A 24,731-nucleotide genomic window follows, 5' to 3' on the forward strand; every position below is an offset into this window, starting at 1 on the left:
CAATTGGGATGACGGCTTTTTCCATTTTTTATTTGTTTCAAATCATGTAGAATAACAGCATAAACAAGGTGCGCACCGAAACTTTGAGAGTTAAAAATACAGATCAAGGAGAAATGGTTATGAGAAAAATGAAACGTTTACTGGCGCTGGGGCTTGCTGGAATGATGGTACTGTCGGCAACGGGATGCAAAAGCCCGGATAAGACGAAAGGCAGCGCGGCTGATACGACGCAGGCTGCAGCCACTGGAGGCACATCCACTGGCGGCACGACCGCAGCAGCTTCCTCCGATGGTGAAGATGTAACACTTAAGTTTACCTGGTGGGGCGGGCAGACAAGACACGAACTGACACAGCAGCTTCTGGATAAGTATACGGAGCTTCACCCGAATGTAAAATTTGAAGCGGTTCCCTCCGGCTGGGATGGATACTTTGACAAGCTGGCGACTCAGGCGGCAGCAGGAGCCATGCCGGATATCGTTCAGATGGACTATCTCTATATCAGTACCTATGCAAAGAACAGTTCCATCGCGGATCTGACACCATATATAGAAGACGGCACCATCGATACCTCCAGTATCGATGAAAACCTGATGAAGTCCGGTGAGATCGGCGGAAAGACAGTCGGACTCGTGTATTCCAGCTCTCTTCTCGCAATGGGGTATAATCCTTTAGTGCTGGAGGAGGCCGGTGTGGCGGTTCCTTCCATGGATTGGACCTGGAGTGATTTTATTGACTTATGCAAGACCGTGAAAGATAAGACAGGAAAGCTGGGTTCTGCGACTGGCCCTGTGGATGATACCAACCTGTTTAATTACTGGGTGAGACAGCATGGCGCTTCTCTATTCAGTGATGATCAGAAATCCCTCGGTTATGACGATGACCAGGTTTGTATCGACTATTTGAATATGTGGTCGGAGCTGATGGCAGCAGGCGCAGTTCCGAATCCGGATGAGTATGCGGCAATCCAGACGCTGGGACAGGAGGCAGGCCCTGTGGTGACGGGCGAAGGCGCTACCATGATCGAGTGGAACAACTATGCCAATAAGGTGGCATCCGTAAACGATAAGCTGAAGATTACTTCTCTGCCATTATCTGATAACACCGAATATAAAGGCCTCTGGAATAAACCAGGTATGTTCCTGACCATTTCCGAGACATCAGCGCATAAAAAAGAGGCGGCTGAGTTCATCAACTGGTTTGTAAACTCTGAGGAAGCCAACGATATCATGATGGGGGAAAGAGGAACTCCGGCATCATCCGCGGTCAGAGAACACATGAAATCCACCGGCAAATTATCTCCGCAGCAGGAAGAAATGTTCAACTATTTAGATATCACTGCCGATATCTGCGGCGAGACGCCTGCTCCGGACCCGATCGGTATGTCCGAGATCAACGAAGCTTTTAAGAACGCGGCTTACAGCGCATTCTACGGCCAGGTTTCAGCAGAAGAGGCTGCTAAGACCTTCCGTGAGGAGGCAAATGCCATACTGGTGAGAAATAACTAAGGCGTGGAAGAAAACATTTTCAGACACGTTTCAGGAAATGAAGACAAAGGGATTGCACAAGACATTGTGACAGTCCCTTTTTAAAAGACTGAGGTGACTATTTTGATAAAGAAAAGATATAAAGACAATAAAGTGGCGTATCTGCTGCTTGCCCCCTGGCTGTTGGGCTTCATCGGGATGTGGCTGATTCCCATGTGTATCTCCATCTACTATTCTTTTACGGATTTCAATCTTCTGAACGATCCGCAGTTTATCGGGGCCGCCAATTATGTGCGGGCGTTTACACAGGATAAGACCTTTTATAAGGCGTTAAAAGTGACCTTTTTATACGTGCTGCTCTTAGTGCCTCTGCGTCTGGCGTTTGCGCTGTTTGTGGCAATGCTGTTAAACAAGAAGCACAAGGGACTGGGACTCTACCGGACGCTTTACTATATTCCATCCATCATCGGCGGCAGCATCGCAGTGTCGGTGGTATGGAAACAGATTTTCGGAAACAAGGGCGTTATCATGACGCTGCTGGGTGTCTTTGGCATCGCGCAGAAGACGTCCCTCATAGGTAATCCGAAGACGGCGCTGTACGTTATTATTCTTATGGGGGTCTGGCAGTTTGGTTCTTCCATGCTGATCTTTTTATCCGCGCTGAAGCAGATTCCGGGCTCGCTCTATGAATCGGCAAAGGTGGACGGCGCGAACGGCTTCGTGACCTTCTGGAAGATTACGATTCCGATGCTGACGCCGACCATTTTCTTCAATCTGATTCTTCAGATTATTAATGGTTTCCGTGTGTTTACCGAGAGCTACGTCATCACGGATGGCGGACCGTTGGACAGCACCTTATCGTACGTCCTGTACCTGTACCGCCGTGCGTTTACGTATTTTGATATGGGATACAGCTGTGCGCTGGCGTGGGTGCTGGTGGCGATTGTCTCCGTATTTACCGTAATCCTGTTTAAGACTCAGAAAAGCTGGGTTTATTATGAAGCCGGGAGGGAATAAATCATGGGAATGAAGAGAAAAAGACAGTTGAGTTCAGTGATTTTTCACGCCGGGGCGTGTATACTGGGATTCTTTATGATCTACCCACTCCTGTGGCTGCTGGCCAGCTCCTTTAAGAGCAACGAAACAATGTTTACCAATACCTATTCCCTGCTCCCTGAAGTCTGGGATGCGGCAAAGAACTATGCCAGCGGATTTGCGGGAATCGGCGGCGTGGCTTTCAGCACGTTTTTCATGAACTCCATGGTGGTAACGGTTGTGGGGACCATCACATGCGTGCTCTCCTCACTGCTGGCAGCCTATACATTTTCCAGACTGAAATTCCGGTTCTCCAATTTCTGGTTTGGATGTGTGATGATGACCATGATGATACCGGCACAGGTTATGGTGGTTCCGCAGTATATTATTTTGAAGAAAATCCATTTAATCGATACGCGGGTGGCCCTGATCCTGCCGTGGTGCTTCGGAGGAGCGTTTTTTATCTTCCTGATGGTTCAGTTCTTCCAGGGGATTCCGAAAGAGCTGGATGAGGCGGCGGAAATTGATGGATGCGGCAAGATTCAGACTCTGGTCAGGGTGCTGATTCCGATTGTGCGGCCGGCCATTATCACTTCTTCTATTTTTGCATTTTACTGGATCTGGCAGGATTTCTTCCAGCCGCTGATCTTCATGAGCTCATCAACGAAATATACGATTCCGCTTGCGCTCAATATGTATTTAGACCCGAACTCTTACAATAACTATGGCGGTTTGTTTGCAATGTCAGTGGTTTCACTGATTCCAATCGTGGTGTTCTTTATTATTTTCCAGAGGTATCTGGTGGATGGGATTGCCATGGATGGGATTAAGGGATAAATAAAATAAAAGGGGGATAACAAATTGTACAGCTTATCACGATGGAAGACCAGAATGACAGCATGTATAGTATCGGGAGCCGTGGCATTCAGTACGCTGTTCCCGGTTCCGGCAGCGGCGGCAGGTAAGATGGCCGCATACGATGGCAGTGAGGTCGTGGATCTGGCGGGAAACAGGGAGATGAAGGCTTATGGTGAACGCCTGGTTACAGGAGGAAGGGCTCTTGTATCCAGGGACTATGGAGAAGAAGCGGGGACAGGTATTTCCTATTATCTCGATTCTAAGGCCGGAAATGATGAAAATGAGGGAACCTCGGAAGACAAGCCGTGGAAGAGCCTTGAAATGGTGAATAACAGAACCTTTCAGCCGGGAGACCGGATATTGCTGAAGGCCGGAAGCGTATGGGAAGAGGAAACTCTTTTCCCGAAGGGGTCCGGTGAGGCTGGAAATCCGATCGTTATCGGCGCCTATGGGGCTGGGGAGAAACCGAAGCTGGCCGGAAATGCGGCGGTTCCCGAAGTGGTATCGCTCTATAATCAGCAGTACTGGGAGATTTCAGATCTGGAGATTACCAATACGGCAGCCGGATTCACCGGCGCCATGAACGACCAGAATGGGAATAAGTTAAAGGATGTCAGGGGAATCCGCATTGCCGGTCAGGACGGAGGCGACTTATACAATTACTATTTGCACGATTTATACGTTCATGATGTGACCGGCGTATGTGCCTGGATCAGCGGCGACAACAATGGAAAGCCGGGAATTCTGGGAAAACAGGGATGGGATAAGTCGAAGCGAACGGGCGGAATCCTGTTTGAGGTGATGGAACCGGCCACAGACCAGCCGACGGTTTTTCACGATATTACGGTTGAGCGGAATGTAGTGAATAACAATTCCTTCGGCGGCATTATTGTCAAGCAGTGGAAGGGCGCCGATACCGGCGGAGAACACTGGGCGTCAAGAGAAGAGGGGAAGGGCAATGCCGCAAATAATTATTACTGTGAAAACTGGAAGCCGCATACGGACGTTACCATACGCGACAACTATTTAAGCCAGGAAAATTCCGACTATGCCTGCAACACCATCTATCTGACCAGCGTGCAGGGCGCCGTTGTGGAGGGAAATATATCCAAGGAAGCCGGGACGTGCGGCATAGAGATGTACTACGCGGATGGTGTAACCGTACAGAGGAATGAAGTCTACAAGACCAGGGTAAAAGCCGGGGGTGCGGATTCCAATGCCATAGATCCCGATAAGGCGTCCACCAATATCCTGATTCAGTACAACTACATCCATGACACGGGAGACGGGATCCTTCTCTGCGGTTTTATCTTTGGAACCTCCGTGGTCCGCTACAATGTAATTAAGGATGCACAGAAACGGTATATCAATCCACATGGGGACAAGGGTGTCAATTATGTCTACAATAACATCCTTTATAATACAATTGAGAAGTCTAATCTGCCGTTTATTGAGTCATCAGGGGGCAATGGTGTTTATTTAAATAAATCGGGCAATATGCACTATATCAACAATAATATATTCTACAATACTGCTAAGACTACAACCAGCGTTGGAATCGGCGAGGGGCCTTCTACCTCTTATGACAGCAACTGCTATTATGGAAAGGGAGTACAGGCGCCGGAGCAGGAGACCCGCGCGGTATGCGGTGATCCGATGTTTGAAGGCGGTCTGACAGGAGACGAAGATGATGGGGCGGCGGAGCTTCTCAAGCTGCGTCTGAAACCGGAATCGCCTCTTCTGAATGCAGGAACCCAGATAGAGGATGACCCGCTTCTGTCTATTTCGGCGAACCCGGGGAGTGACTTTGCCGGAGCTCCCCTTTTTAACGGGGAACCGGATATGGGAATCTTCGAGTATCAGGGGGAAGCGGGCAGCGGAATCCTAAACGGATATGTGGAAGACCCCTACGGAAATATCATGAAGGGAGCCGCCGTAAAGTTAATGGATACGGATTACGCCGCATTGACAGATGAGCAGGGATTCTTCGCCATAACGGGGGTGAAGCCGGGATCGTATACGGCGGTGATATCCAAAGAGATTTATCTGGATGGAGAGACACCGAATATCACGGTGGAGGAGAAGGCGGTGACGAGAGTCCAGCTGAAGCTGGGGGAGAGCCTGTCTGACGCGGGCAGTGTAAAAGGGTGCGTATCAAACTCATCCGGGCCTCTGCAGGGCGTTACCGTGACCGCATCGCTGGGAGATCTGGTATTTACTGCTAAAACTGGAAACGACGGCTGCTACGAGATGACGGATGTGAAGATCGGAACCGGATATGTGGTAACGGCTTCGAAAGAGGGCTACACAACGGCTGCCGCTGAAGAGGTAAAGGTAATGCCAGCCGCCGCAACGGAAGTGAATCTGATTCTTTCCAAGGAGATCGGAAAAACGACGTATCTCATTGCAGACTTATTCGATCAGTATGATGCGGGAGCATTTACAAACAGCAGCAGCGGAAACAATATATGGAAGGTTTCCGATATCTCCGCTGTAGATGCGTCTAAGGCATCTTTGCAGATTAAGGCAGAGGGGAATGGAAACAAATATCTGGAGATGGCGAAAACCGGCACCTACAGCCTCTATGCTTATACAAAGAAGGAGTATGATCTAAGCGGAATCATTACGGTGGAGGCAAGAGTGAAGCGGACAACGGAGTCTGCATCTGCCAATCAGTTTGGTATGTATTCCTTTAACAAAGCAGATTTCAAAACGGGAGATCCAACGGGCAGTTCCAATGCAATCGGTACCTTTGCGCTTTCGAAAGGAAATATTATCACCCATAATAAGAAGGGCTCTTCGAACACAGTAAATGTTCAGGGGTATACAAAGAACGAATGGGATATTATCAGGAATGTCATTAACCTGGATACCAACACCTTTGATTTTTATGTAAATGACATGAATGTCCCAAAGCTGGCCGACCAGCCGCTGCGGACACAGGGAAAAAATATTGACCGTTTTGAGTTTTTCTCCAGCGGATCAAACGTTGGAGACTTACTAATCGACTATTTTAAGGTTTGTACCGGGCCTGCCATGGATTACGATGACGCGGGCATCTCAGGAATCCGTGTGGATGGAAAAGAGGCGGAGTGGAAGGGCGGCAATATCTATGAGCTGGAAATCCCTTCCGGCAGCAGTGAGGTGAAGGTACAGCCGGCAGCCAGCAGCATTTTCGCCAGAAAGATTATGGTTGGAGATCAGGATGCTACAAAGGACGCGGTTACCGTGCCGGTATCCGGATCTGGTGATTCGTTCCGCATAACCGTTCTGGCCGAGGATGGGGAGACAGAGGAGAGCTATCAGCTGAATCTGGTGAAAAAGGATGCATCCGGACTGGCCTATTTAACGAGTCTTGCCATGGAGGGCGTCACTTTAACTCCTGAATTTGATTTTAATACAATGGAATACGAAGGAGAAGTGCCGTCAGACGTGCGCCGTGTGACACTGCAGTATGAGACGGTTCAGGCGAGCAATGAGGTGACAATCAAGGTTAATAACCAGTACGTGACGGATCCGGTGATTCCGTTAAAGCCAGGTGTTAATGTCATAGAGATTGGAGTCGCATCGGCGGACGGTACCAGCTTTGCGGATTATACTGTCACTGTTACGAGAGATTGTGTGATTGACGGAATCAGGATCGATACACCGCCTGTAAAAACTGTCTATGAGAGAGGGGAAGAACCTGATTTCGAAGGACTGACGGTCGGAGCCTATTGTGAAGGAGAGCGGGTGCGCGTGCTTGACGCGGCCGAGTTTGCGGTAAGTATGCCGGATACGTCGGAGACGGGAACCGTTCCGGTAACGGTTACTTATGTGACGGAAGACGGTATGACGCTGGAAGCCGCCTTTGATATTAACGTTTACGACCGGGATACCATGGAACCTCAGAGCATTAAGGTGGTAAAACCGCCGGAACAGACTGTATATGGAACCGGAGAAGCGTTCCAGCCGGATGGCATGGAAGTGCGCCTTCTCATGAAAGCCACGGCGAGCAATGCGGCACCGGCGGAGGTCAGAATTCTGGATGATGGGGAATACGACGCCATCGGTGATTTTACAGAGCCGGGTGACACGAAGGTGGCGATACGCTATACCTGGACCGACAGCGAGGGAGAGGAACGGTATCTGGAGGACCGCGTGGCGGTAACCGTCTATGATGAGGAACTGGACTATTACGAGACGGGAATTACGGTGACAAAGCAGCCGAAGAAGACGGTCTATGAGACGGGGAGTGTCTTTGATCCGGAGGGTATGGAAGTAAAACGGACCATGAAGGCCAGCGGGAGCAACGCCGTCTATTATAAAGAAACCATTACAGATTACGATTATGATGCAGATGAGCTGACCAAAACCGGAACCAGAAAGATATCGGTCAGTCATGAGGGAACGGATAAAGACGGGGAAGACAGGACGTTTACAACCGGTGTGACGGTTACGGTAACAAACCGTGAAGATATATTAAAGAACGCCGTGCTGGAGCAGTCCGTGGCTGGGGCCAGGGAGATATTAAACAAAGAGAATGTGGCCTATGCGACGGAAGAGGAAAAGGCCGCGGCCGCCGATGCGGCTAAGGAAGTGTTCCTTGATGTGATGGGAGCGGAACATACGGTTCTGACAAAAGAGATGGCCGTCCGTATGGGAGAACTCGAGGCACTGCTTAAAAATGCATATCCCGGTATCGCGATACGAGCCGAGGGAGATTCGAAGCTGACGGAAGGTGCGGAGGTGGCCGGAGCGCTCCTGAATGCTCCGCTTGGCCAGGGGAATCTTACGATCGTTTCCCGGATTACGGGAACGAGGCTTCCGGAAGACATCCCGGAGACCAAAGCAGCGGCGGCAATGGAAATCAAGCTTCTGGTGAATGGAGAAGAGCTTCAGCCGGATATCCCGCTTTATATGACCTTAAAGATCCCGGAGGGGATCGATAAGGCTGATCTCATCATCTATCACGTATTGGATGATGGCAGTATTGAAGTGATTGATCCGGAGATCAGCGGCGGCTTCCTGCACTTTTTCGTGAGAAGCTTCAGTACATTTGTAATTGCCAATCCCAAAGAGGCCGATTTAACCGGAATTGAAATTACGGCTCAGCCGAAAAAAACAGAGTACCGGATTCATGAGGCGTTTGATGCTTCCGGGTTGGTGGTAACCGCTGTCTACGAGGACGGAACGAAGGCTGCTGTCACGGAGTATGAACTGGCTGGATTCGACTCAGCGACGGCTGGAATTAAAACGATTACAATATCCTATAAAGGAAAGACCGCAAAATTTACCGTTACAGTAAAGGCGGAGGACGATGGCTCCGGAGATGATGACAACGGCGGCAATGACGACGGTAATGGAGGCAATGACGATGGCGGTAATGACATCGGAGGCGGTAATAATGGCAGCGGAAGTCCGGCAGTCAAGTCGGTTCTGCCGGATACGGTAAAGGGAAGCTGGAAACAGAATGAGAATGGCTGGTGGTTTGAGACACTGGACGGCGATTTTGTGAAATCGGATTGGGCCCGTATCAATGAAAAATGGTATTATTTCGACGATCTGGGATACATGACAGTCGGCTGGGTACTCGATCAGAACCACTGGTATTATTTGGGAGCAGATGGCGCCATGGCGGCTGATGTCTGGGTACTGGACCGGGGATTGTGGTACTTCCTGCAAAGCGGGGGAGTGATGGCCGCAGACCAATGGGTTCAGTGGAATGGAAACTGGTATTATTTAAACAGCGACGGCAGTATGGCTAAAGACACTGTGGTAACGGTCGGATACCGGATCGGAGAAGACGGCGTCTGGCGCCCTGATTAAGAGATAGGAACATGGACTCCCGGGAAGCGGATACTTCCCGGGAGCTTTTTGGTTTTATCCGATGTTATCTGTGAAATCAGTAAATAAATGAGGAATGAAGGTTCCTTCATTGACAAATGATGAGAAGCGTTTTATCATAACAGATAGAAAGACTTAAGGTTACAGGATCAGGAGGATATTTCGATGACGGTAAGGGAATGTTACGAGGCGATGGGCGCCGATTATGAGGAAGTTCTTCGCCGTCTGGCGAATGAAGAAAGGGTCGCCCGTTTTTTGCTGAAGTTTTCCAGTGATGAAAGCTTTGCCGGACTGGTTAAGGCAGTGGAGGAGAGTGATTATGAGGTGGCTTTCCGAGCGGCCCATACGTTGAAGGGGATCTGCCTGAATCTGTCGATCACCAGGCTTGCCGAGTCCAGCAGCGCGCTGACCGAGTCTCTGCGGGCCGGCGGCTGGAGCGAAGAGGCGGGACCTCTTTTTGAACGGGTGAAAGACGATTACAGTCAGACGGTTCAGGCGATTCAAATGCTGAAGAACGATTAATTGCGCCAGATACGCGAGGAAAAAAGATAAATGAAGAATAAAATTTTAATAGTGGACGATGCGGAGATCAACCGCTCCCTTTTGGCGGACATACTGTCTGTCGAGTATGATATTATGGAAGCGTCCAACGGCGTGGAGGCAGTTTCCCTGCTGAACCAGTACCACGCCGATCTTTCGCTGATTCTTCTGGACATCGTGATGCCGGAGATGGATGGATTCGAGGTTCTGGCGATTATGAACAGAAATGGCTGGATTCAGAGCATTCCGGTCATTACGATTTCGGCGGAGACGTCCTCCAGTTATATTGAACACGCTTATGACCTGGGAGCGGCCGATTATATCAGCCGCCCATTTGATGAGAAGACGGTGCTGCGCCGTGTGAGCAACATGCTCATGCTCTATACGAAGCAGAAGATTCTGGAAGGTATGGTGACGGAGCAGATCATCGATAAGGAGAAGAATAATTTCCTGATGGTCGAGATTCTGAGCAACATCGTCGAGTTCCGTAACGGAGAGAGCGGGCTCCATGTGCTGCATATCCGTGTGATCACGGAGATGCTCTTAAAGAAGCTGCTGGAGAAGACCGATGAGATCCACCTGTCGCTGTCGGATATCGCTCTGATCGTCAATGCGTCGGCTTTGCATGATATCGGAAAGATCTCCATCCCTGAGGAGATTCTGAATAAACCCGGCCGTCTGACACCGGAGGAATTCGAGGTCATAAAGACCCATTCTGCTGTAGGAGCGCAGATCCTGAAAAATGCGCCGAACCGTCAGACGGAAAAGCTGATTCAGGTGGCTCATGATATCTGCCGCTGGCACCACGAGCGGTATGACGGAAATGGGTATCCGGACGGGCTTAAGGGGGATGAAATCCCCATCGCGGCCCAGGTTGTCTCAGTGGCAGACGTCTATGATGCGCTCACCAGCGAACGTGTATACAAGTCGGCCTACAGCCACGAAAAGGCAATGGAGATGATCTTAAACGGGGAGTGCGGGGCATTTAACCCGCTCTTACTGGAATGTCTCGTGGAGGTGGGGGACCGCATTCTGAAGGAGCTTGATTTACACTCCCTGGACGGGATGTCAGATATTGAGATGGAGGGAATTGCGTACGAGCTGAAGTCCCATAATGAACTGCGTGCGTCGAACCGGACGCTGATGCTTCTGGAGCAGGAGCGTATTAAGTACCGTTTCTTCGCCTCCATGTCGCAGGAGGTTCAGTTTGAATACAATATCCATTCGGACCTTCTGGAAGTATCTGAGTGGGGAGCGAAGTATCTGGGGATTCCGGAGCTGATCGCCCATCCGGAGCATAATGAAGAACTTGCAAGGGTATTTAATAGAAGTGATTTTGCAGACTTAAAGAAACAGCTTCGTGCGACCACCCCGGGAGAGCCGGTGTTCAGTGGGAGCTATCAGGTTGTCATCGAGGGAAAACCGAGGTGGTTCAAGGTAGTGGCGCGCACGATCTGGGATTCCGACGAGGATACCTTATATTCCGGGACGATCGGTAAATTCATCGATATCCACGAGGAACAGATGGAACTCACTAATTTAAAGCGCCTGGCCTCCCAGGATTCTCTTACCGGCCTCTATAATCACAAGGCGGCCAAGGAAATGATTGAGAATATGATAGTCCAGCGCGAGAGCAAAGAGTATGCCATGATCCTGATTGATGTGGATTACTTTAAGTTTGCCAATGACCAGCACGGTCATATCTTCGGGGACGAGGTGTTAAAGTACATTTCCCAGAAGATGCGGCAGAATATCCGAAGGGATGATGTCGCAGCCAGAGTCGGAGGCGATGAATTCCTGATTTTCGTGGAATACCGTGACAATGTGATGCCGCAGATTGAGCGCATCTTCCGTTCCCTGACGGATTCCTTCCAGGGCTTCCAGATATCTGTCAGCATGGGAGTGGCGCGTTGTCCGGAGAATGGAGTAGATTACGAAGTGCTGTTCCACTGCGCCGATCAGGCGCTCTATTCAGCAAAGAAAAATGGCAGGAACCAGTTCTGCCTGTATGACAAGACAATTCAGGGCTTTTTATCTGTGCTTTCGCCAATGGATAATTGAGGAAGCTGTGGGCCAGGCGAGAAGAGTGGAATTTCCGGAGAGATACCGGAGGTTCCGCTTTTTTATTTCGGATATTTTACCATTTATGTCTGATTTTTGAATTAACTTGATAAAGAGCGTCTGTTAAAATAGAAACAGATGAGGAAGCTTCCCAAATGAAAAGAAAGGATAAAGGCGATTATGAAAAAAAGATTAGCTCTGATTGTGGCGGCAGCACTTGCGGCCACAACAGTAATGACGGGGTGCAGCAGCGGAAACGGGCAGAAAGCGACCGGGGCTCCGGCGGCGGAAAGTGTGGCGGAAAGTACAGCGGCGGAAGGTAAGGCAGCAGGAAATACAGCGGCGGAACGTGCGGACGCAGGCAAGGGGCAGGAGGTACAGGAGAGTGAGACCGCAGACCCCATGGCAGCCATTACCGATGATGGAACGAAAAAGACGATTACATACTGGCATACATTTACAGAGGGAGCACGCAAAGACTATATCGACGAGATGGTAGCCGAGTACATGAAGGAACATCCAAATGTGACCATCAATGTAGAGGTGTATCCATGGAATGTATTTACTCAGAAATGGACGGCGGGGCTGGCGGCCGGAGCGCTTCCGGATGTCAGCAGCGTAAATCCGGACAACTTATTTGCAATTAATCAGGCAGGGGCGGTGCTGCCCATGAATCCTCTGATCGATGCGCTGGGAGAGGACTATTTCCTTGGAAAACCTCTGGAGAACTTTACGGATGGGGACACGGTTCTGGGGATTCCCTATTACCTTCATTCCTATGTCATGTGGTACCGCAAGGACGTATTGGAGGAAAAAAATCTGCCTGTGCCGAAAAACTGGGACGAGCTGTTAAGCACGGTGACCGCGGTGGCGGATCCCCCGAACAGATATGGATTTACCATTGCCATGTCTAAAAATGACCAGATGTGCGCACAGCTTCTCAGCTGCTTTGCAAAGGCGGAGGGAGCTCCGTTAATTACAGAAGATAATAAGGGGAATTTAACCGATCCGAAGGTGGTAAAGGCAATTCAGCTGATGGCGGACCTCTATAAGGCAGGCTCTCCGGAAGGCTCCGTAAACTATGGGCTCTCCGAGCAGAATGACGTATTCTTCCAGGGAAAATCGACGTTTGCATTTGGATCGGGCTTCCATATCAATGGAGTCAAACAGAATTCACCGGAGCTTCTGGATAAGATAGCAGCGGTTCCGTTTACGGGACCGGATGGGGAAAATCTTGGAGCTACCACATTTGTCATTGGTCTGATGGGATGGAATCAGACGAAGTACCCGGAAACGGTATATGACTTCATCAAGTTCCATTTTGAAAAGGAACGCTATATTGATTTCCTGCATCTGATTCCAGGCGGACAGCTGCCGGCGACGGCGGAAGCTGCGAACTCAGCAGAATTCTATGATGATGAGACTATCCAGAAATTCAAGACAGAGATCGAGTACATCCAGGAAGGGATTGAGAAGGGAACCTTTATCGGTATGGACTATGGCCTTACGCCTGCGGCCTCGGCGCTGACCAGCCAGGGTATTATTGAGGAATGTCTGCAGGATATCGTACTGAACGGGACTCCAGCGGAAGAAGCTGCGAAGAAAGCGAATGACAAGCTGAACGCGGCGATTGAGATATTGATGGAATAATAGCATTACAGGAGGAATTTTATGAGGCAATACCGGGATCGGCAAAACGCCGGAAAGAGTGTCGGGGACCGGATAGCGGATTTTGTGGACCGCCACATGTGCGGGGTTTTCATTACTCCGGCATTTCTCGTGACCATACTGCTGCTGGCATATCCGATATGTATCAGTGTGTATTACAGTTTTACCAATAAGAGCCTGCTGGGAAAAGCGGTTAAGTTCGTCGGGTTTAACAATTACGTGTCGGTTCTGCAGAATCCGGAGTTTTACCACGCGCTGTGGAATACCCTTGTATACACCGTGATTTCACTGTCTCTGCAGCTGTTTTTCGGATTTATAGTGGCTCTGTCACTTCATAAAATCAACCGGCTCAAAGGGATGTTCCGGACGCTGGTGCTGATCCCGTGGGCATTTCCCATGATTATCGTTACCTTTACATGGTCCTATCTCTTGAATGATCTATACGGGATTGTCAATGCCAAGCTGCTGCATTGGAATTTGATCGCACAGCCGATTCAGTTTCTGGCCAACCCGAAGATCGCCATGCTGACAGTGAGCCTGATCAATGTGTGGTTTGGAGTCCCCCTGTTTGCCATTAATATTCTGGCGAGCCTGCAGACGATTTCCAGGGATTTATACGAAGCGGCCCAGATTGACGGCGCCAGCCCGTTTCAGAGATTTCGTTTTATTACGCTGCCGTTTGTGAGAGTCGTAGTGGGACTGCTCATTATTTTAAGAACAATCTGGATTTTTAACAGCTTTGACCTGATATTCCTCCTGACGGGAGGCGGTCCGGGAACATCCACGGAAACGGTGCCGATCTTTGCTTACCGCATGGGGTGGACCCTGTATTCCCTGGGGAGGTCTTCGGCTGTGACCATTCTGCTGCTGCTGTTTTTGACGGCGGCCTGTCTGATCTATTTTAAGATATTGGACCACTGGGAAGAGGAGGTGGCGTGATGAGAGCGAGACTGCATAAAAACGGATGGACCATACTGTCCTATGTAATTCTTACCGCCGCGGTACTGCTGGCGGGGGGACCGCTCGTTATCGTGATATTTGCCTCTTTTAAGGGACAGTTTGAGATTGTCAGCAACACGGCGGCCCTTCTGCCGGAACGGTTTTCGCTGTATTGGTTTAAGGATCTGCTTCATAAGACGGACTTTCTGATATACGTGAGGAACAGTCTTCTCTACTCGTCGCTGTCCACGGTGCTGGGCATGACGATCTCCTCTCTGGCCGCCTATGCAATTACGCGGTTTGGAGGCAGGAGACAGAAGATTCTGACGAGAGTGATTGTGATGACCTATATGTTTCCACCAATTTTGCTGGCAATCCCTTACTTTATCCTGGTGTCGAATCTGGGGCTTGCCAATACGCTGCCGGGATTATTAATGGCTTATATGTCATTTACCGTCCCCTTCTGCACCTACCTGCTGGTCAGCTACTTTCGGACGGTGCCAAAGGATATCGAGGAGGCGGCCCTGATAGACGGACTCCGAAGGCCGGGGGTGTTTCTCCACATCGCGCTTCCGCTGGTGGCGCCCGGGCTGGTGGCTACGGCTATATTTGCATTTATCAACGCGTGGAATGAATTCTTATACTCCCTTCTGATTATAAGCAGTGGGGATAAGCAGACCGTTTCCGTGGGCCTTTACTCCCTGAAGGGTGGTATGGAGACGCTTCAGTGGGGAGACATGATGGCGGCGTCAGTTTTGGTCGTCATTCCGTCGATTGTATTTTTCTCGATTATACAGAAGAGCATTGTAGGGGGGCTTACCGCGGGGGCAGACAAATAAAGGCTGGAGAGAGGAGAAGAAAATGGCTGGATATGGAATCATCGGATGCGGATATGCGGGTGGAATCCACGCGGATAATCTTGCGGGACTGCCGGGGGCGCGGCTGGCAGCGGCCTTTGATCTGGATTATGAGCGCTCGAAGGCGTTTGTGCGGGACACGGGGGCTTATGCGGCCCCGACAATCGAGGAATTGTGCAGCAACAGGGAAGTGGAGGCCGTAATCATCACGACTCCCAATAACAGCCATGTGACTCCTGCCATCCTTGCGGCAGAGGCCGGAAAGCATGTGTTCTGTGAAAAACCTGTGGCATTGAGTTTAAAAGATACGAAAGAGATGCTTGATGCGGCGGAGAAGGCGGGGGTACATTTTTTTGCCGCGCATACTACCAATTTTATCAGGGGCGTCCAGACGGCAAAGGCGCTGCTGGCCGCGGGAGAGATCGGAGAGCTGCTTATGATTGAGGCCGTTCATACGGACTGGGCGGGCCCTCAGAAAACCATAGGCTGGAAACAGATGAAGGAAATCTCCGGAGGTCATCTGTACCACCACATGCATGAGGTGGATTTAATCTGCCAGTTGGGCGGTCTTCCGGCTTCGGTATATGCAAAAGGGAAGAATCTGGTCCATCATGGAGAAGGCTGCGGCGATGAGGAGGATGCCATATTTCTGAATATGGAGCTTCAGGGAGGCGGTTTTGCATCCCTGACGATCGGTTCCGCATTCCGCCTGGGAGATCACTTTGTAAAGCTTCAGGGAAAGACGGGTGGAATTCTGATGGATTTTAAAAATTCCTTTGTCCGCCTGGAAAATGACCGGGGAGAGACACTGTATCCCATGCAGGAAAATGAGGCGGAGGATGAGGAACGCAGGAGTGGGTATCGAAAAAACAGAACGGACGCGGGAAGGGGATTTGGTAAGCCGGGAATGAAGACCTCTTCCTGGATGCGCTCTATATTTTATAAGGAACTGATGTGTTTTGATGAGGCGGTCAGAACCGGAAACACAGCTCCCGGCTGTGAGACCCTGCTGGACGGAAGCGCAGCCTTAAACTGTGTAAAGGTACTGGACGGGGCCAGAGAGTCCATGGCCGTGGGGCTGCCGGTCAGACTGGAGGCGAGATAGTATGAAACTGGGAATCATAGGGCTGGATTCTTCCCATGCGGTTCAGTTTTCAAGAATCCTGAATGGGGAGAGGGAGCCGTTTCATATTGGAGGTCATCCAGTGACCGCAGCGTATCCGGGCCCTGTATCACAGGATTTTGATATGAGCCGGGATCGGATGGGGAATTTTACCAGGGAAGTTGCCGACAATTGGGGAGTAAAATTATATTCATCCATCGCAGAGGTGATGAAAAATTCAGACGCGGTCTTTCTGGAACAGGTCGACGCAAGAAAGCGGCTCCCGCAGTTTCAGGAGATGGTCTGCTTTGGGAAGCCAATCTATGTCGATAAACCGTTTGCGTTAAATACGGCAGACTGCAGAGAGATGTTCAAGCTGGCGGAACAGTATGGAGTACCGGTATTATCCACTTCCTCTCTCCGCTTTGCAGACGGACTTACAGCCGCACTGAAGCAGTGTGAACGGCATTCTGTGATTGGAGCCGATTTCTTCGGCCCCATGCCGTTTACCGCTACGCAGCCGGGGTATTTCTGGTATGGGGTCCACATGGCGGACATGCTTTACAGGACTATGGGGACGGGATGCAGCAAGGTTTCCGTCATCCATACCAGTGAGCATGATATCATCACCGGAGTCTGGAAGGATGGGAGAATCGGAAATATCCGGGGAAACCGATGTGGAAACGGCAACTTCGGAGGAACCATATTCCATGAATCCGGCAGTGTGTTTATCGATGTATCCCAGGACAAGAGAGGGTATTATGAGTGTCTGGTGGAACAGATTATCCGGATGTTCGATACCGGACAGAGTCCCGTTACGAGGCAGGAGATGACAGAGGTGGTCCGTTTTCTGGAGGCCGCAGGTGAGAGCCTCACGACCGGGCGGGAAGTAGTATTATAAATTAAGGAGAGATAAAATAGATGATACGAATAGGTGTTTTGGGCTGCGGCTATTTCGGGGCGGAATTTGCCAGAGCCATAAAGGAGAGGGAGGACGTCCATCTGGCAGCGGTTTACAGTCCCGGAAAGAGTTCGGAGCGGTTAAGCCGGGAGCTGGGCTGCCCGCGGGCTTCCTCTGTCGATGAGATCATGGAAAATGCGGATATCGACGCCGTGATCATTGCCACGCCGAACTATCTGCATCATCAGCATGTACTGGCGGCGGCCGGTGCGGGAAAACACATTTTCTGTGAGAAGCCGTTTGCACTGAACGCAGAGGATGCCGCAGAGATGGTGGAAGCGTGCCGGAAGGCGGAGGTTACGCTGATGGTGGGCCACATCATGCATTTTTATCAGGGAATTGCCAGAGTTAAGGCGATGATTCAGGATGGCTTTTTCGGTGATATACTCACCATGCATATCGAACGTACCGGATGGGAGCGGAAAAAGGCGGAAGTGAGCTGGAAGAAGATGCAGGATAAATCCGGAGGCCATCTATTCCATCATATTCACGAGATTGATATTATGCAGTGGATCATGGGAGTGCCTACGGAGATGTACGCGGTGGGAGGAAATTTGGGGCACCGCGGGGCGGAGTTCGGAGATGAGGACGATGTGCTCCTGCTGACCGCCAGCTTTAACGGAAATGCATTCGCAACGCTTCAGTATGGCTCGGGGTTCCGGGTGGGAAACCATTTTATCCGTATTAACGGTACGAAAGCGGGAGCGGTGATCGATTTTAAGCGCGCCGAAGTCCGTGTGATCAGCGATGCGGGGGAAACGCAGTTTCCGCTGTTTGAGGATGAGAAGAGCGCGAGGGCGATCTGTGAGCTGTTTGCCCGAACCGACGGCGGTATCTCCTACGGATCCCCGGAGGAACGGCCTCCGGAGTATATTCTGGTCTCTCTGAGGGAGGAGCTGGAGCTGTTTCTTCATGTGGTAAGCGGGGGAGAGATACCGGAAGAGAAAAAAGATTTATTTGACGGATCATCGGCGGTTCACTCGGTTATGATTGCGCAGATGGGATGCCGTGTCAGAGGGAGGAAGTCATAAAGGAGAAGGAAAGAGGGCTGCATCATAAGATGATGCAGCTCGTGTGGATTGATATTATTATATTTTTTCTGATCGCGGGGGCCGGCGTGATTCTGTCACAGCGCATCTACCGCCAGGATATGGAGACGGAGACTTCTAATGTATTTGAAGCCTCCTTTTCGAATATAGAAAACACCCTTCATTTTGTCGAAAACATCGCTTTTAACATCATGAATGACAAGACGGTGAAGGAGGCGCTGCGGGCGGTAAACCAGGAGAGGGAGGACCGCTACGCACTGGTAGATGATTTGTATTACCGCCTGATTACCGGATCGCTGGTGGCAAATGACGCAGTCTCCATTATTGTAACAGACTTAGAGGAACGCCAGTACGCGACGGGAAGCCTGGACTACAACCTGACAGAGGAGGAGCAGGAGAAAATCAGGCTTCTCATGGAGGAACGCTCTTCCAGAACGGAGCCGGTGTGGCTGGAACGGGGGAATGGCCAGGAATTGCTCTATGGCCGGGAACTCTATGACACCCCGTTTGGGGGACACCGCCCGCTGGGCATGATACTGATCCGTGTGAATCTGGATAAGATGATGGCGGAGAGCAGGCAGGGAAGCCTTGCGAAGGGCAATATCGTAATTTTTTACCATGAAAATCCCATTTACGCGGGAGACAAGCGAATCTTTGACAGTCCGGAGCTGCTGGATTCTGTGAGAAAAGAAAAAAATGGAGGCTCCGGACGGTATTTCAGGACCGAGGGGGAGTCTGAATTTCCCGGGATTACGTATCTGGGGTATGAGAGATACAAAGAGATGATGACATCGACGAACACGCTGATGATATTCTTTACAGCGGCTATTTTATTCATATTAATTGCGTCATTTTTGGCGACGGCCCGTGTGGTTCATCACATAACGGCTCCTATCGCATTTTTGAGCAGGAAAATGAAAGCGGTGGAGGAAGGGGATTTTTCGGTACAGATTGACAGAGACCTTTTGGATACGGATATAATGGAATTCGAGGAACTGGCGGCTAACTTCAACCTTATGACGGGAGAGATCGGACGGCTGGTGGAAGACAATTACTTAAGGACAATCAAGGAGAAGGAGTACCAGATCAAGGTCCTTCAGGCGCAGATTAATCCCCATTTCCTTTATAATACGCTGGATGCCATTAACTGGCTGGCCATGGACAGCGGGCGGCCTGAGATATCCAGTATGGTTCAGTCTCTGGCGACTCTCTTCCGTGAAGCGACGAAACAGCAGCAGTACCTGATACCGCTGAGGGAAGAACTGACACTTTTATCGTGCTATGTAACGATTCAGAAAATACGGCTGGAGGAACGGCTGGAAGTGGCGTTCACCATTCCGGAAGAGTGTATGGATATGAAGATTCCCAAACTCTCTCTTCAGCCGATTCTGGAAAATTCGGTGAAATACGCGGCTGAGGTTACCATGAAGCCGTGTCTGATCGAAATCAGGGCCAGAAGGAAGGGAAACCGCCTGATTCTCTGCATTTGGGATAACGGGCCGGGGATTCCGGAACAGATACTGGCACAGATCAGAGAGCGGCGGGTGCCTGACAATACGGGAATCGGCCTGTTAAATATAGAGGATCGGATTCAGATGCTGGGAGGAACCGGCAGCGGGTTAAGGATTTATTCAAAAAAAGGGCGGGGAACATGGATTACGCTGTGTATATGCCAGCCAGGAGGTGAAAGCAGTTGAAATACCGGGCACTGATTGTAGACGATGAACGCATCATAGTAAATGGAATTATGAGACTGCCGATCTGGCTTTCTCTGGATATTGAGCCTGTGCCCGCCATGACGGGCCTGCAGGCTCTGGAATTAATGGAGCAGTACCGGTTTGACCTGATCATTACAGACATCCGCATGCCGGAAATGGACGGCCTGGAATTTATCTCTCAGATGAGAAAAGTGTACCCGGACATACCGACAGTGGTTCTGTCCGGCTATGATTCTTTCGCCTATGCGAAGGAGGCTATCCATTACGGTGTTTCTGATTATCTGTTAAAGCCCATTTCCCAGTTGGATTTAAGTGATACAATCACCAGGATTTTTCATGAGATAGAAGAAAAAAAGGAAGCCCGGCAGCAGGATGAGATGCTGCGCGGGACTGTAAAACAGACGATCCGGGATGCCAATGCCCAGCAGCTGGAAAATGGCTTGCTGGGGGGGCCGGACAACGGCCGTCTTGACCGGCTTCTGGGCTCCGGTTATATCCTGGCGGAGTGTATTCCCTGCGAGAGGGAGGAAGAAAATCTGGGAGGTCTCAATATACTCCTGGAAAACATAAAACAGATCGTCCTGGGACCCCGCCGGGACAGCAGGGCAGTCGTCACGCTGTTTATGGGCCACGTTGTATTTGCGGTAAATCAGGAAACAATGGATTTTGGCCGTCTCCTGTCGGGAATCCGGGAATGGAGTGATAAAAACGAATACCCGTTTTCTGTATCCTGGATTCCGGTTACCTCCGGGGATTGTCTCGCAGACCGCTACAGCCTCCTGACCAGAATTTCCTCATACCGTTTCTACTACGACAAGTTCTGTATCTTATCCGAAGAAGAAACGAAATCCGCAGAAGGGGAGCCCTGCTTTAACGCGCTGGAAGAAGCCGTAAAGGACGGAAATGCGGAGCTGGCTCTGACAGAGATGGAAGATGTGATATACGACCTGAGGCGCTTAAACAAGTCTCCGGAAGAAACAAGGACCTACTGTGCCAGACTCTATCTTCTTCTGGCCAAATACACGAATGAACACGTTCGGGAAACCGGAATTGTCAGGCTCTTAATGACGAGTGCCCGCACCGACTTTAACGGTCTGGCGGCCATGCTTCGCCAGCTTTTAACGCAGTGGGAGACTGACAGGTCAGAGAAGAACCAGGCCAGCTTCAGCAGTACCGTGCAAAAGGCCATGTTGTATGTACACGATCATATAAGCGACGAGGGACTCTCCATCGCCGCAGTAGCCGGAACGGTTCTCTTCATCCACCCGGACTATTTCGGCAAGCTCTTCAAGAAAGAAACCGGAATTGCATTTACACGGTACGTCATGGACTTACGTATGGACCGCGCTAAAAAACTGATCGCAGAAAGGCCCGACATCAAGGTCTACGAGCTGTGCGAAGCCACCGGCTTCGGTGAAAATCCTCACTACTTCAGCCAGGTCTTCCGTTCCTGCTGCGGATGCACGCCGAGTGAGTATAAGAGGGCGATGGGGAATGTGAAAATATCATTTTAAATTGTCTAACGCCTGAATCAAAGCCAAAATCGTAAGTGATTGTCCATAAGCCATCGGCGCAATCAATATCTTTTTGTAATGTTCCCTGTCAGCCCCCATCCCGGTGCCGCCTGACACGTTCAGTACGGTGCCTTCCTCATCGATATTATTCATGACGGCCCGGACGCCCTTCCAGGCACAGTCCAGATAGGAATCATCGAGGATACCGAGCTTGATTCCCTTTAAGATCCCCGCAGTGATGGCGGCGGAGCCGGAGACCTCCTCGTAGCTGGCCGGATCATCGAGTACGGTATGCCATAATCCTGACTGACTCTGCAGCTTTTTTAACGTACGGACCTGGCTCTTATAAGTGTTTACAATGAATTCCCGGACGCCCGCATCCAGGCTGCCCTTAAACATCTCCAGATACTCCAGAATCCCTGCGGTAAACCAGCTGTTGCCGCGGCACCAGAAGACGCCTCCGAAATTATCGCGCGTATTGAACGTCCAGCCGTGGTAGAAAAGACCGGTTTTCTTGTCGTATAAGTATTTAATATGTAAGAGTACCTGGTGGATGGACTCACTGATCCAGTCCTGGCGGTTGTATTTCTGGCCCATTCGGTTTAAGAAGAGAACGGTCATGAACAGGGTGTCGATCCACATTTCATTTTCATTTAAACGGACGCCCAGGCGGTCGCCGTTGGCGCTGGTCACGTGCTGGAAGCCGCCTTCCTCCGTGCGGGGGAGGCAGCGCATCAGCCAGTCGGCCCAGCTTAAGCAGAGAGACTCAAATTCCGGATCGGGGCAGATTTCGTTTAGCTGTACCAGCGTCAGCAGCGGAGTGGTGGTGTTGATGTTGCGGGACGGAAGGCCCTCGGCCATGTTGCTTTTAAACCAGCTGCATAAGAACTTGCGGTATTCATCCTTTTTTTCAACCATCATGATCTTGTAGAGACCGTATAGGCCGACGCCCTGCGGCCAGTCCCATTCGCTGATTCCGAAATCACGGCGGAAGAAGCCGATGCTTTCGCCCCCGTTCTCCAGTTCTGTTTCATTTTCAGGGCCGCCGAGCGTTAAGAGCTTATTTACGACCAGGTCAAGTTTTCGGGTGATTTCTTCTTTTTTCAGTTCCTGCATGAGTAGGAGACTCCTTTCTTATAGAAAATTAACGGGTTTTATTATATAATGGTTCCAAATGCTGCAGACAGGAGGGACGAGGCATGGAAGCCGTCATCTATTACGCCAGGACCGATGGCATCGAACTGGAACGAATGATACGCAAGGGTCATTTTAATATGCATGGAAAGCATTTCCACAACCAGTATGAGATCTTCTATCTGCTGGAAGGGGAACGGCGTTTCTTCTTTGACAACCGTTCTTATCTGGTAAAAGGCGGATCGCTGATTCTGGTGGATGAAAACTCGATTCATATGACCACGGCGAACAGCGAACAGGAAATCGGCCATGACCGCATTATCCTCTATGTGGAGCGGGATAAAATGAAGGAATTTGACCGGCTGTTCCCGAATCTGAACCTGGTTAAGTTTTTTCACCAGCACTATGGGGTATTTCCGCTGAACGAAAGGCAGCAGAGGGAGTTTATCGACCTCTATACCAGGCTTCAGGATGAATTTGACAGCAGAAAACGAAATTACAGGGCCATGATCGAGACGGAAATTATCCAGTACTTTATTCGTTTTATGCGTGAAAATCATACTCCGGCCATTGAACATACGGATGTGAGCGCGCCTTCCAAATACCAGAATATCTACGCGGTGGCCGACTATATCTCGGAGCACTTTGATGAAACGATAACGCTGGATCTGCTGGCCGACCAGTTTTATATCAGCAAATATTATTTGAGCCGCACCTTTAAGGAAATTACGGGTTACGGCATTAGTGAGTATTTGAATATTCACCGCATCAGGGAGGCGAAGAGGCTGCTGGAGGAGACGGATTTGAGCGTGCAGCAGATTGCCCGTAAGCTTGGATACGAGAGTATCACGTATTTTGAGAAGGTGTTCAAAACGTATATGACCATGTCTCCCTTGAAGTATCGAAAAACAATGAATACGGTGACTTATACCAACGGACTGACGAGTGAACCGTAAACGCCGGCCCGTTGTTTAGGCACTTTTTTATCACGGTCAAATTGTAGCATGTATGAAAGATTTTATGTTATCAGATATTGCGGATTCGAGTGGAAAATCAAACTATATTGTGGTCAGGTGCTAGAGCCGCCCGGCACTACGCTTTTTAATCCCTTCTGGATAGGGGAGTGGATTTGTGATATGCTGGAAACGTACAGAAACGGTTGAACGATCGGGATCAGGAGAAAAAGGATGGTTGGGATCTATTTTAGCGGAACGGGTAACTCGAGATACTGTGTGGAGAAATTTTTGGAGGAATATGAACCGCAGGCTGAGGCATTTTCCATCGAGAATGAAAATGCGGCGCTGGAAATAGGGCATCAGGACGAGATTGTTCTGGGCTACCCGGTACAATTCAGCAGCATACCTAAGATTTTAAAGGATTACGTGATTTCCAATCATGAGATCTGGAAGGGCAAAAAAGTCTTTATCATTGCCACTATGGGGCTGTTCAGCGGGGATGGAGCAGGAATTATGGCCAGTCTGCTGAAGAGATACGGCGCCGTTATTACAGGTGGTGTGCATGTGAAGATGCCTGACAGCATTGGCGATGAGAGAGCTTTAAAAAGGCCATTGGAGAAAAACAGGGAGCTGGTAGTGAATGCCGGCAGCAAAATAAAGAAGGCCGCTGCCGCTTTGAAATGCGGGGAACCGCCCCGGGAAGGCCTTGGGGTTCTCTGGCATCTGGCCGGATTGTTTGGGCAGAGGCTGTATTTCTTTTATAAGACAAAGGAATATACTGATAAGATGAAGATAGACGCAGGTCGGTGTATTGGCTGCGGAATGTGTGCCAGCCTGTGCCCTATGGAAAATATTCAGGTAAAGGATAAAACGGCTGTGCCGGGAAAACGGTGTACGATGTGTTACCGCTGTATCAACCAGTGTCCGGTGCAGGCAATCACACTGCTGGGAAAGCGGGTGGTTGAGCAGTGCGATATAAAGAACTATTTGTAGAGGGCATTCGGCTCTGAACACAAAAACGCATAAACA

17 protein-coding genes are annotated in these 24,731 nt (G+C 50.2%); 16 read left to right on the top strand and 1 reads right to left on the bottom strand.

The genetic code is table 11. From position 1 onward, the window contains the following. The first annotated feature begins 119 nt into the window (after positions 1-119). The 14 genes from H8S75_RS23335 (at position 120) to H8S75_RS23400 (ending at position 21,612) form a co-directional block, all read left to right on the top strand. Complete coding sequence (locus H8S75_RS23335; RefSeq protein WP_243270420.1) at positions 120-1,505, top strand: ABC transporter substrate-binding protein; 1,386 nt, start codon at positions 120-122, stop codon at positions 1,503-1,505. A 102-nt stretch (positions 1,506-1,607) separates the two neighbouring features. Continuing rightward, positions 1,608-2,501: a carbohydrate ABC transporter permease gene (locus H8S75_RS23340; RefSeq protein WP_207729203.1), complete on the top strand. Its 894-nt coding sequence runs from the start codon at positions 1,608-1,610 to the stop codon at positions 2,499-2,501. A gap of 3 nt (positions 2,502-2,504) precedes the next feature. Further along, positions 2,505-3,356 carry a carbohydrate ABC transporter permease gene (locus tag H8S75_RS23345; protein ID WP_117633221.1) on the top strand — a complete coding sequence of 284 codons (852 nt, stop codon included), beginning with the start codon at positions 2,505-2,507 and terminating at the stop codon, positions 3,354-3,356. Positions 3,357-3,410: 54 nt separating this feature from the next. Further along, complete coding sequence (locus tag H8S75_RS23350; protein WP_187023599.1) at positions 3,411-9,185, top strand: bacterial Ig-like domain-containing protein; 5,775 nt, start codon at positions 3,411-3,413, stop codon at positions 9,183-9,185. Positions 9,186-9,368: 183 nt separating this feature from the next. Further along, positions 9,369-9,725 (top strand): Hpt domain-containing protein, encoded by a 357-nt coding sequence (locus H8S75_RS23355; RefSeq protein WP_187023600.1) that lies wholly within the window; start codon positions 9,369-9,371, stop codon positions 9,723-9,725. 30 nt (positions 9,726-9,755) lie between these two features. Further along, entirely contained in the window at positions 9,756-11,804 is a 2,049-nt protein-coding gene (locus tag H8S75_RS23360; RefSeq protein ID WP_187023601.1) for a GGDEF/HDGYP domain-containing response regulator, read from the top strand. 180 nt (positions 11,805-11,984) lie between these two features. Further along, positions 11,985-13,454 carry an ABC transporter substrate-binding protein gene (locus H8S75_RS23365; protein WP_187023602.1) on the top strand — a complete coding sequence of 490 codons (1,470 nt, stop codon included), beginning with the start codon at positions 11,985-11,987 and terminating at the stop codon, positions 13,452-13,454. Between the two features lie 21 nt (positions 13,455-13,475). Continuing rightward, positions 13,476-14,411 (top strand): carbohydrate ABC transporter permease, encoded by a 936-nt coding sequence (locus H8S75_RS23370; RefSeq protein WP_187023603.1) that lies wholly within the window; start codon positions 13,476-13,478, stop codon positions 14,409-14,411. Then, positions 14,411-15,250, top strand: coding sequence for a carbohydrate ABC transporter permease (locus H8S75_RS23375; protein ID WP_187023604.1), 840 nt, complete (start codon positions 14,411-14,413; stop codon positions 15,248-15,250). The genes H8S75_RS23370 and H8S75_RS23375 overlap by 1 nt, the downstream gene beginning before the upstream one ends. Before the next feature lie 22 nt (positions 15,251-15,272). Beyond that, positions 15,273-16,373 (top strand): Gfo/Idh/MocA family protein, encoded by a 1,101-nt coding sequence (locus H8S75_RS23380; RefSeq protein WP_187023605.1) that lies wholly within the window; start codon positions 15,273-15,275, stop codon positions 16,371-16,373. Between the two features lies 1 nt (position 16,374). After that, entirely contained in the window at positions 16,375-17,271 is an 897-nt protein-coding gene (locus tag H8S75_RS23385) for a Gfo/Idh/MocA family protein (RefSeq protein ID WP_187023606.1), read from the top strand. A gap of 20 nt (positions 17,272-17,291) precedes the next feature. Further along, positions 17,292-18,362 carry a Gfo/Idh/MocA family protein gene (locus H8S75_RS23390; protein WP_187023607.1) on the top strand — a complete coding sequence of 357 codons (1,071 nt, stop codon included), beginning with the start codon at positions 17,292-17,294 and terminating at the stop codon, positions 18,360-18,362. Positions 18,363-18,391: 29 nt separating this feature from the next. Then, positions 18,392-20,077 carry a sensor histidine kinase gene (locus tag H8S75_RS23395; protein ID WP_187023608.1) on the top strand — a complete coding sequence of 562 codons (1,686 nt, stop codon included), beginning with the start codon at positions 18,392-18,394 and terminating at the stop codon, positions 20,075-20,077. Then, positions 20,074-21,612 (top strand): response regulator transcription factor, encoded by a 1,539-nt coding sequence (locus H8S75_RS23400; protein ID WP_187023609.1) that lies wholly within the window; start codon positions 20,074-20,076, stop codon positions 21,610-21,612. Before H8S75_RS23395 ends, H8S75_RS23400 begins: the two co-directional genes overlap by 4 nt. On the opposite strand, the gene H8S75_RS23405 is transcribed toward H8S75_RS23400, so the two are convergent. After that, positions 21,604-22,728 carry a glycoside hydrolase family 88/105 protein gene (locus tag H8S75_RS23405; protein ID WP_187023610.1) on the bottom strand — a complete coding sequence of 375 codons (1,125 nt, stop codon included), beginning with the start codon at positions 22,726-22,728 and terminating at the stop codon, positions 21,604-21,606. The genes H8S75_RS23400 and H8S75_RS23405 overlap by 9 nt on opposite strands. 83 nt (positions 22,729-22,811) lie before the next feature. Here H8S75_RS23405 and H8S75_RS23410 point away from each other — a divergent pair, with 83 nt between their 5' ends. Both H8S75_RS23410 and H8S75_RS23415 read left to right on the top strand, forming a co-directional pair. Further along, a complete protein-coding gene (locus H8S75_RS23410; protein WP_187023611.1) occupies positions 22,812-23,702 on the top strand; it encodes a helix-turn-helix transcriptional regulator in 891 nt (296 codons plus the stop codon). Between the two features lie 231 nt (positions 23,703-23,933). Then, positions 23,934-24,695 (top strand): EFR1 family ferrodoxin, encoded by a 762-nt coding sequence (locus H8S75_RS23415; protein ID WP_187023612.1) that lies wholly within the window; start codon positions 23,934-23,936, stop codon positions 24,693-24,695. Positions 24,696-24,731 lie beyond the last annotated feature (36 nt).

The organism is Hungatella hominis (genome assembly GCF_014288005.1).
Lineage (GTDB): Bacteria > Bacillota > Clostridia > Lachnospirales > Lachnospiraceae > Hungatella > Hungatella effluvii.

Excerpts from the sequence above, each read along its gene's own strand:
- H8S75_RS23350 (WP_187023599.1), top strand. The coding sequence starts at position 3,411 with ATGACAGCATGTATAGTATCGGGAGCCGTGGCATTCAGTACGCTGTTC.
- H8S75_RS23380 (WP_187023605.1), top strand. The coding sequence starts at position 15,273 with ATGGCTGGATATGGAATCATCGGATGCGGATATGCGGGTGGAATCCAC.
- H8S75_RS23385 (WP_187023606.1), top strand. The coding sequence starts at position 16,375 with ATGAAACTGGGAATCATAGGGCTGGATTCTTCCCATGCGGTTCAGTTT.
- H8S75_RS23335 (WP_243270420.1), top strand. The coding sequence starts at position 120 with ATGAGAAAAATGAAACGTTTACTGGCGCTGGGGCTTGCTGGAATGATG.
- H8S75_RS23395 (WP_187023608.1), top strand. The coding sequence starts at position 18,392 with ATGATGCAGCTCGTGTGGATTGATATTATTATATTTTTTCTGATCGCG.
- H8S75_RS23360 (WP_187023601.1), top strand. The coding sequence starts at position 9,756 with ATGAAGAATAAAATTTTAATAGTGGACGATGCGGAGATCAACCGCTCC.
- H8S75_RS23415 (WP_187023612.1), top strand. The coding sequence starts at position 23,934 with ATGGTTGGGATCTATTTTAGCGGAACGGGTAACTCGAGATACTGTGTG.
- H8S75_RS23410 (WP_187023611.1), top strand. The coding sequence starts at position 22,812 with ATGGAAGCCGTCATCTATTACGCCAGGACCGATGGCATCGAACTGGAA.
- H8S75_RS23345 (WP_117633221.1), top strand. The coding sequence starts at position 2,505 with ATGGGAATGAAGAGAAAAAGACAGTTGAGTTCAGTGATTTTTCACGCC.
- H8S75_RS23405 (WP_187023610.1), bottom strand. The coding sequence starts at position 22,728 with ATGCAGGAACTGAAAAAAGAAGAAATCACCCGAAAACTTGACCTGGTC.
- H8S75_RS23370 (WP_187023603.1), top strand. The coding sequence starts at position 13,476 with ATGAGGCAATACCGGGATCGGCAAAACGCCGGAAAGAGTGTCGGGGAC.
- H8S75_RS23355 (WP_187023600.1), top strand. The coding sequence starts at position 9,369 with ATGACGGTAAGGGAATGTTACGAGGCGATGGGCGCCGATTATGAGGAA.
- H8S75_RS23375 (WP_187023604.1), top strand. The coding sequence starts at position 14,411 with ATGAGAGCGAGACTGCATAAAAACGGATGGACCATACTGTCCTATGTA.
- H8S75_RS23390 (WP_187023607.1), top strand. The coding sequence starts at position 17,292 with ATGATACGAATAGGTGTTTTGGGCTGCGGCTATTTCGGGGCGGAATTT.
- H8S75_RS23365 (WP_187023602.1), top strand. The coding sequence starts at position 11,985 with ATGAAAAAAAGATTAGCTCTGATTGTGGCGGCAGCACTTGCGGCCACA.